Consider the following 8111-nt stretch of genomic DNA (forward strand, 5'->3'; position numbering starts at 1 on the left):
AAAGTTAAGATTTAGTTCTTAACTAGAACTCCATGCTAAGTTAGCACATCCATTTCTGTTTAGTACTTCAATTTTGCTAATTATTAAGGGTTTAAGCAAATTCATATTTTTTTGCAGTTTGCTTCTATATTTTAGCACGAACAAAAAAATAAAAGGAAAAATAAGTCAAACTCATTTATTAATAGTGTAAACGAAAAAAAGGCAGAAATTGGCGTCTTTTGGCTATTGTGACCTCGACGGGACAAATTTCTATACATTTTATGGAAGTTTTTAAGAGATTGGTGTACTGGACGTAGAGGCTGTCTTTACATGTCTTCAGTATTTTGGTCGGGATGTCCTGTTGGGGATTGATGTATAAATTACCAACAGTTCCATTTGAAAGGTTGTTCATTTTTTGAATAAAAAGATTTCTAAACAAATAAGTAATGATTAGCTAAAATTATAAACCACCATCGTCAAATGACTTTGGTGGTTTTTTAATGAATGTAATTTTGAATTAAGTTTTTAACTATTTGTATTTTATGTTAATACTAATAATATCAGAAGTCATATTTGTAGTTCTGGTATAATGACCATAACGTATCTCTAGAGTATTCCAGTGTTTAAGGCCAAAAATTCCGTTAAGAGGAGTGAATTTCATTCCCATTCCAAAGAAACTGCTGTCAAACTTCGATAAATCATAGTTGCTGGTGTAATATTCATCAGCTTCGGTATGTTCTCCGTATGGCTTGAAATACTTAGTTCCTGTTTGGGTATAATATCTATAAAAGGGACTTATGGAAAATGCCTGTGTTACCTTCACAGGAATTTCAAGATCAGCTGTATGCGCTTTTAAACTCCAGTCGTCAGTATAATATCTGTAATAAGCGCGGATAATTACATTGTCTCCAAAGAAATAACTGGCCCTGATTCCCAGTGGAATTTTTAGTCTCGAATCCGGCATTTTTTCCTGATGAACAGAACCATCTGCAAAATAAACTCTGTGGAACGGAAGACTCAAATAACCATTTTGACTAATCACATCACCCAATATCATTATTTGCAGATTTTTGTTTACAACCTGAGCATAACTTAGTGTTCCAGCAAAAGTATTTCGGTTAGCACTGTCATAACCTTCCTGGCCTGGTGGCCGCAGTTCAACCGGTTCAATTAGTTTTAACTGATCGATAAAGGTTTGAAACTTAGCCGTAAATTCTCCGTTTTTGTCTTTTGTTTTTTGTGAGAAACTGATGTTTCCTCCAAAGGACTGATAATCAAATTCGGTTGATGATGATACACCAATTCCAATTGTTCGTCCTTTTTCTTCATTTTCTCTGAAATAAGTCAAAGAGGGATAAAAACGATTATCTGAAGATGAAGCAGATGAATTGGCGCTCAAATCGATCATATCTGATGATGCAGAGGTATAATGGTCAATACCCGCTTCAATATCAAAGGTATGCTTGATGCCCGTTTCTCCGTACTTGACTAACTTAACATCAATGGTATTGGCAATGTCGGTAAGATGTTCAGAACCAATCCCCCCTGTAACCGCTGAATTATCCCCATCTTGGCTATAATAACTCGAAACCAAATTTACTTCTTCTAATTTTAATTTTTTGCTTTTATAACTGGTAGAATCAGTAGGCACGTTTTGCGCTCTTGATTGAAATAATGCCAATAAAGCAAATCCTGTTATGAATATTCTTTTCATTTTTAATTTTATGAAAATTAGTTACAACCGCAGCCACCGCCGCTTTTTCCTGAATTTGCTCCGGAAGCTCCTTCACGGTAGGATTGAAAGCTGAGTTCTGTCTTTTCGATTTTCCTGTTAGAAAGTACCATTTCAGAATCATTGATTTTTCCTTTTTGATATTCCTTAACCGAAGTGCAGGAGGTGAGCAGGATGCCTATAAAAGTAATACTGCATAACAGTACGAGATTTTGTTGCTTTGGCTTTTTCATTTTAGGCGAATGTTTTTTGAAGTGTAAATTTTGTTGTTGTCATCAATTATAATACAGTATAAATCGGGTATTTGATCTATTAAATATAAACCGGCCTTAATTCCCATTACAGAAATGGGTGTCGCCATGGCATCGGCAAATTCAGCATTTGATGCGATGATAGTCACGCTTTTGATTCCTGTTATTGGCAGACCTGTTTTAGGGTCAATGGTGTGCGAATATTTTTTTCCGTTTATAGTTACGAATTTTTCGTAATTTCCCGAGGTAGCAACTGCCTTGTTGGATATTTCCATATAAGAAAAAGCAGTATTTGGAGCATCAGGATTAGCCACACCGATAGTCCATTTTTTGCCATCAGGCTGCAATCCCCAGGCAGAAAGATCTCCGCTGGCATTAATAATACCGCTCTGTACATTATTTTTAAGCAGTATTTGTTTTGCCATTTCGGCGGCATATCCTTTTCCTATACCTCCAAAGCCAATTCGCATTCCTTTTTCTTTTAAAAATACGGTTGTATTTTCCTTGTCCAGAATTATGTTTCTGTAATTAATAAGATGCACCATTTTTTTTGCTGTGAGCGCATCAGGAAGCGTCGTCATTGTTTTATCAAAATTCCAAAGACTTTTATCGATACTTCCATAAGAAATATCAAATGCGCCTTGTGTAATTCTTGAAATGCCGATGGATCTTTCGATAAGATTAAAAACTTCCAGATCTACTTTCACAGGTTTAATTCCTGCATTTTCATTAATGAGATTCGTTTGACTGTCATTTTTATAAGTAGTCAAAAGTTTTTCGATTCTCTTGATTTCTTCAATAGCGAGGCTGATATTCTCATTTCCTGTTTTCTCGTTTGCGGCGACAACTGTAATGGTAAAGTTGTTTCCCATGAGTTTTAGGGACTCGGAATATTTTTGATTTTTCAATATATTATTTTCGGCTGTCACAGATTGCTTTTATTTCGGCAGTCCATTCTTCAGGAGAAGTTTCTGGTTTTCCATGCCAGATTTTAATTACTTTGCCATCAGCATCCAGAAGAAGAGTAAGAGGGAAACTTCCTTCTTTGTTGTATATTTCAGCCAATCCTTCATTTCGCTTAACCTGTTCGGGTGTTCCGATGTTTTTCTTTTTTCGTGGAAAATCAGCATTAACGAGTACCAGATTTTCATTTGCCATTGCTGCAAATTCCGGATTTTCAAAATAGTCTTTTCGCGTTACAATACAGGGCCCACACCAGTCTGAACCGGAGAAGTTCAATAGAATTAATTCGTGTTTTTCCTTAGCCACTTTTTTTGCATTATTAAAGTCAGGTTCCCAGTTAATGGGAAGCACTGTCATTAAAAGGAATAATGTAATTAGCTTCATTTTACGGGTTTGTTTTAGGTATATACGAAATAACGAATTGTTGGGTATCTTATTTTTTTTACTTGCTTAAGATTTGATTAATTTTTAATCATTAACATTTTGTTTACCCTTTTAAATTACTAGCAAATCAGAACGATATTCGGTTTTAATTCATAGTACAATAACAAAGAATAATATTGATATTCAAGTCCAAAAATAACAATTGGTACATCACAGAAAAATGTTTTATATCACTTACCAGCTTGATAAAGATCATTTTTTCGGTTGTTTTTTTATTTCAATTTTGTTTAATAATCGATAACCTAAAAGGACTAAATTATTAGTTAAAAGTAAAATTTTAAAAATTTTCACCATGAAAAAGAATAATGATGTTTTGCGCAAAGAAGTAATTGATGCCATCAAATGGGAACCACTTTTAAGCTCTAATGAAATTGATGTTAATGTGAAAGATGGTATAGTTACCTTGGGAGGAACAGTGGATAATTATACTCAGAAAAAAGAGGCTGAGCAAGCTGTTAAAAATATTGCCGGTGTAAAGGCAGTTGTAGACGATGTAAAAGTTGATCTGTATTTTTCAGCAATTAAAAGTGATACCGATATAGCTGAATCAGTTGTTAAGGTATTGCGTGAAAACTGGGCAGTTCCTTACCATCTGCTCAAAGTAACAGTAGAGAATGGGTTGGTAACACTTGAAGGGATTTTGCACTGGAATTTTCAAAGAAAAGCAGCAGAGAATGCTATTCGTTATTTAGAAGGTGTTAGGGGAGTAATTGATAAAATAAAAATTGAGGCCGAAATAAAAAATGAAATAGAAAAGGAGTTCGTTGAAAAAGCGCTTCGTCGCAGCTGGTTGCTTGATATTGATAATATACGAGTTAGAGTCGATAATAAGACTATTACTCTCAGTGGTATTGTGAGTTCACTATTTCAGAAAGAGGAAGCAGAAAGAATTGCATGGAATACACCTGGTGTATGGTATGTAGATAATGAGCTTTTAGTCGAATTTGATTGATTTATGCAAACCTTAAATAAAAAAATATGAAAAGTAATGATATTTTGCAAAGAAACATTCAGGAAGCGCTCAAATTCGAGCCTCTGCTGCATGCAGCAGAGATTGGAGTTATCGTAAAAGAAGGTGTAGTTACCTTAACAGGAAATGTTGACATGCTTGTTAAAAAAATAGAAGCCCTGCATGCTGCAAAAAAAATTAAAGGTGTGGCAGCAATTGTAGATGAAATTCAGGTTATACTTGAAAAAACTTCCTATACCACTGATCAGGAAATTGCAACTCAAATTGTCACAAAATTGAAAGAGAATCAGGTCGTTCCGCAAAATACGGTTGGTATCATTGTAGAAAAAGGCTGTGTAACTGCAGAAGGTATTTTACCATGGAATTTTCAAAGAGAGCTCGCTCTGGAATTAATTAGAAACCAGAAGGGAGTAAGGGAAGTCACCAATAACATTAAAATTAAAAGAGAAGTATACGATCAGGTAGAGAAAGAATTACTGGAAAAGGCATTACAAAGACATTGGGCGTTTGATACAGATGAGATTGATGTTGAGGTTGCTGGTGCAACTGTACAGTTATCTGGAATCGTTGGGTCAATTTTTCAAAAAGAAGAGGCTGAAAGGATTGCGTATAAAACGCCGGGAGTAATCAAAGTTATCAATCATTTAAAAGTTAACCTTGAACAGCCTTATTTGTGTTAAATAATTAATCGATTGAAATTATGGCAAAGCAAGAAATTCAAAGTGATAAGTCAGAAATTAAGTTTTTAGAAGGGCCACAGTCGAGATTTGCTGAACTGAAATTTATAATTATAATTTTATGGGAACTGATAAAATCCTTTCGTAAACTCTATTACATTGGTCCTTGTATCACTTTTTTTGGATCTTCTCGTTTTAAGGAAGATCACGTTTATTATGAATTTACCAAAAGGGCTGCAGGTGAATTTGCCAAACTTGGTTTTACAATAATGACAGGCGGAGGACCAGGTCTTATGGAAGCCGCTAATCGCGGAGCAAAAGAAGTGGGTGGGAAGACTGTTGGGTGTAATATTAAACTGCCGATTGATCAAATGCCTAATTCTTATCTCGATAAATGGGTAGAGGCAAAACATTTTTTTATTCGTAAAATACTTTTGGTAAAATATTCTTTTGCCTTTGTAGTTATGCCCGGAGGTTTTGGGACATTAGATGAATATTTTGAAGCACTTACACTTATACAGACAGGCAAGATTAAAAACTTTCCAATAATAATTTTCAATACACAATACCATAAAGCGCTTATTGAGCATATTAATCTAATGAAAAGTGAGGGAACCATTAATGATGCTGATTCGAAATTATTCATGATTACAGATGATATTGAACAGGCAAGGCTTTTTATAATTGAGCATAGCATTAAAAATTATGGATTAAAACCAAAATTTCAACGTAAGCCCATTCAATGGATTTAAGGTTTTTAGTTTTTCATTTTACATTTGTAATTTAAAATTTTAGTCTTTTTGAAATCTTTTTTAAGCTGAATGACTCTATTCTTTCTGTTTATGACTATTATGAATTATATTATTGCTAAGCATATCCTGTATAATTAGTTTTCCATATACATGTGCAAGACTAGTGGCGTTTAAGGGATTAAAGGATTGTGTCTGTACGGAATACTCTAATTTTTGATCTGGCATTGTAAATAGATTACTTTCCCAAAAATAATAGGTATCATTGACATAATATCCTTCCTGGTAGATTTTAGTGTAAATAGCGTTATAGTAAATAGAGAAGTCATTATCATTATATGGGTCTGTCAAATCATACATACTTTTTAGAGCATAGTACTTTTCTTTTTGTTTATTAAGCAATACAATCGTTAAAACGGCAGCTATATCATCTTGCTCTAATTGTTTTATAATCTCTTTTTCATCTTTTCCTTTAAATGCTTCAAAGCCATAAAGTTCAATAGATGGAATGGCATCATAACCAAGATTGTAAAGGTCGTCAGCAAGGTGATTTTCCATTTGCCACTGAAGCGATTTGTCTGATTCTTTTATCAATCCAACTACGACGATACGGCCAGTTTTTACATTCAGCTTCTCAGAGGCCTGCCATGAACTAATTATACTTGAGCTAGAACATTGAACTAAAAAAACAGATAATACTATAATGAACCATATACTTCTTTTCATTGTAATTGTTTTTTGATTACCCAAATTTTATTATAGTATAAGATTATGATTTCAAACGTGATTGAAAATAAAGAGGATTTTTAAAAGTAATATTCAAAGATTTTGAACCATTCAAGATACTACTGCTATTACTAAAAAACAGGATTGTTTATGATATAAAGTATTGGCAGGTTAAATCGTACATCTGCTTTTCCTGCCAATTATTATTTTTTAAATACAAGCATTGGAGTTCTGGTATTAAAACCTTTTTCAGAAGTTTTAAGTGGTTGAAATAATTGCTCCAACCAGTTTCGGTTTTCTTTGGCAAACATGGTTATGATAGATGGTTTGATTGTCATAATATCAATTTGCAAGTGTCGTAATAGAGATACTTCAGGGTTTAACTTTTTGAAATGAAAAGATACTTTGTCAGACTTAAATTTACGCTCTATTTTATGGAGTTTTTTGTTGATTTCTTCTTCCTCTGTGAAATAATCATAATGGTATACAGCGATCGAAGCATCAAACGAGGATCCAAATTTTTTAATCAACGGCAGTTCAGTTTCTATATTTTCTAAATCTGACGGGTATAAAATAGTACTTAATTTTTTTATTCTGTAATGTCTTGGAACAACCAGAAGTGGGATCGGAGAGTCATGTAAGATTCTGGTCGTATGACTTCCCAATAGCTTATTTACAAGACCGCCGCCTCTTGTACTCATACAGATATAATCGGCTTTAATTCTTTTGGCGCAATTTAAAATGGCTTCGCTTACATCAAGTTTATTTTCCGCAATATAGGTTGTTTTATCTGGCTGTTTGTTGGTTTGTCTGTAGAGCGTATGTACAAATTTTATAAGAGCTTGTTCCTGTTTTTTGTTATCTGGCTCCGGAAGACCTACAAAAGTAACAGCTGAAAAGGGATCAATAATAAATGACGTATTTACATATAGAAATGTAAGTTCATAACCTATCTGAGATGCCAGCTGAATAGCAAAACGTACGGCTACTTTGGAGCTATGAGATAAGTCGGTTGTAACAAGTATTTTTTTCATGCTTTCTAGATTTTAGATCGGGTACGAGCCCTAATTGTTTTAATTAATGACAAATTCAGTTTATTATTATTTTGAAGCAAACTTCATTTCATTAACATAAAGATTCATTTTTTTCCAGTGTTTGTGATCGATTGTCATGGTATCAATATCAGTAGTCCAGTCAAATCCGGGAAATAATTTTAACCTGTTTACAATGCGTTTTTTATATCCAAATGAAAAGCGATCCCCCCGCATTTGAAACTCTATATTTTTATTATCATTGGTCAAATTCTTATATAAAATTGTTTGTGTTTTCCAGTCACCACCCCAAGTAAGGAAGGATTTAATAAAACATAAAACTCCAACAATAATGAATGCCAGTAACTGTGATTTTGATTTTTTTAATTTTCCAACTAGCTGGGCAATAATAAATACAAAAGTCAAAGCTGAAATAAAAAGGATGATAAAATGAAGTATTGAATTATTGATATAAAAAGAAGTATAACGATTTACTAACGTAAGTGCCGTCGTTATGAAAAACAGAACATACAGTATGGATGTGCTAACTTAGCATGGAGTTCTAGTTAAGAACTAAATCTTAACTTTA

The 8111-nt window shown here is 33.5% G+C and carries 10 protein-coding genes; 3 read left to right on the forward strand and 7 right to left on the reverse strand.

The features are described 5' to 3' along the window. Positions 1-508 precede the first annotated feature (508 nt). The 4 genes from ACODSB_RS23700 to ACODSB_RS23715 are packed head-to-tail and all read right to left on the reverse strand — an operon-like array spanning position 509 to position 3309. Positions 509-1693: a DUF3570 domain-containing protein gene (locus tag ACODSB_RS23700; RefSeq protein ID WP_488938848.1), complete on the reverse strand. Its 1185-nt coding sequence runs from the start codon at positions 1691-1693 to the stop codon at positions 509-511. A 17-nt stretch (positions 1694-1710) separates the two neighbouring features. Then, a complete protein-coding gene (locus ACODSB_RS23705) occupies positions 1711-1944 on the reverse strand; it encodes a DUF4266 domain-containing protein (protein WP_488938849.1) in 234 nt (77 codons plus the stop codon). Continuing rightward, the gene (locus ACODSB_RS23710; protein WP_488938850.1) at positions 1941-2834 is read right to left on the reverse strand and encodes an FAD:protein FMN transferase; all 894 of its coding nucleotides are present in this window, start codon (positions 2832-2834) and stop codon (positions 1941-1943) included. Before ACODSB_RS23710 ends, ACODSB_RS23705 begins: the two co-directional genes overlap by 4 nt. Before the next feature lie 40 nt (positions 2835-2874). After that, positions 2875-3309, reverse strand: coding sequence for a thioredoxin family protein (locus tag ACODSB_RS23715; RefSeq protein WP_488938851.1), 435 nt, complete (start codon positions 3307-3309; stop codon positions 2875-2877). Between the two features lie 352 nt (positions 3310-3661). Between ACODSB_RS23715 and ACODSB_RS23720 the strand changes: the two genes are divergently transcribed. Genes ACODSB_RS23720 through ACODSB_RS23730 form a run of 3 tightly spaced genes read left to right on the forward strand, consistent with a single transcriptional unit; the run spans position 3662 to position 5768 of the window. Beyond that, the gene (locus ACODSB_RS23720) at positions 3662-4321 is read left to right on the forward strand and encodes a BON domain-containing protein (protein ID WP_488938852.1); all 660 of its coding nucleotides are present in this window, start codon (positions 3662-3664) and stop codon (positions 4319-4321) included. A 26-nt stretch (positions 4322-4347) separates the two neighbouring features. After that, on the forward strand, positions 4348-5019 hold the full coding sequence (locus ACODSB_RS23725) for a BON domain-containing protein (protein WP_488938853.1): 672 nt from the start codon (positions 4348-4350) through the stop codon (positions 5017-5019). 20 nt (positions 5020-5039) lie between these two features. After that, a complete protein-coding gene (locus tag ACODSB_RS23730) occupies positions 5040-5768 on the forward strand; it encodes an LOG family protein (protein ID WP_488938854.1) in 729 nt (242 codons plus the stop codon). Between the two features lie 75 nt (positions 5769-5843). Here ACODSB_RS23730 and ACODSB_RS23735 read toward each other — a convergent pair whose 3' ends face one another. The 3 genes from ACODSB_RS23735 to ACODSB_RS23745 all read right to left on the reverse strand — a co-directional run bounded on the left by ACODSB_RS23735 (position 5844) and on the right by ACODSB_RS23745 (position 7948). Beyond that, the gene (locus ACODSB_RS23735) at positions 5844-6491 is read right to left on the reverse strand and encodes a hypothetical protein (protein WP_488938855.1); all 648 of its coding nucleotides are present in this window, start codon (positions 6489-6491) and stop codon (positions 5844-5846) included. A gap of 203 nt (positions 6492-6694) precedes the next feature. After that, on the reverse strand, positions 6695-7525 hold the full coding sequence (locus ACODSB_RS23740; RefSeq protein WP_488938856.1) for a universal stress protein: 831 nt from the start codon (positions 7523-7525) through the stop codon (positions 6695-6697). A gap of 66 nt (positions 7526-7591) precedes the next feature. Beyond that, positions 7592-7948: a hypothetical protein gene (locus ACODSB_RS23745; RefSeq protein WP_488938857.1), complete on the reverse strand. Its 357-nt coding sequence runs from the start codon at positions 7946-7948 to the stop codon at positions 7592-7594. Positions 7949-8111 lie beyond the last annotated feature (163 nt).

The sequence above is a fragment of the Flavobacterium sp. FG68 genome (assembly GCF_057808895.1).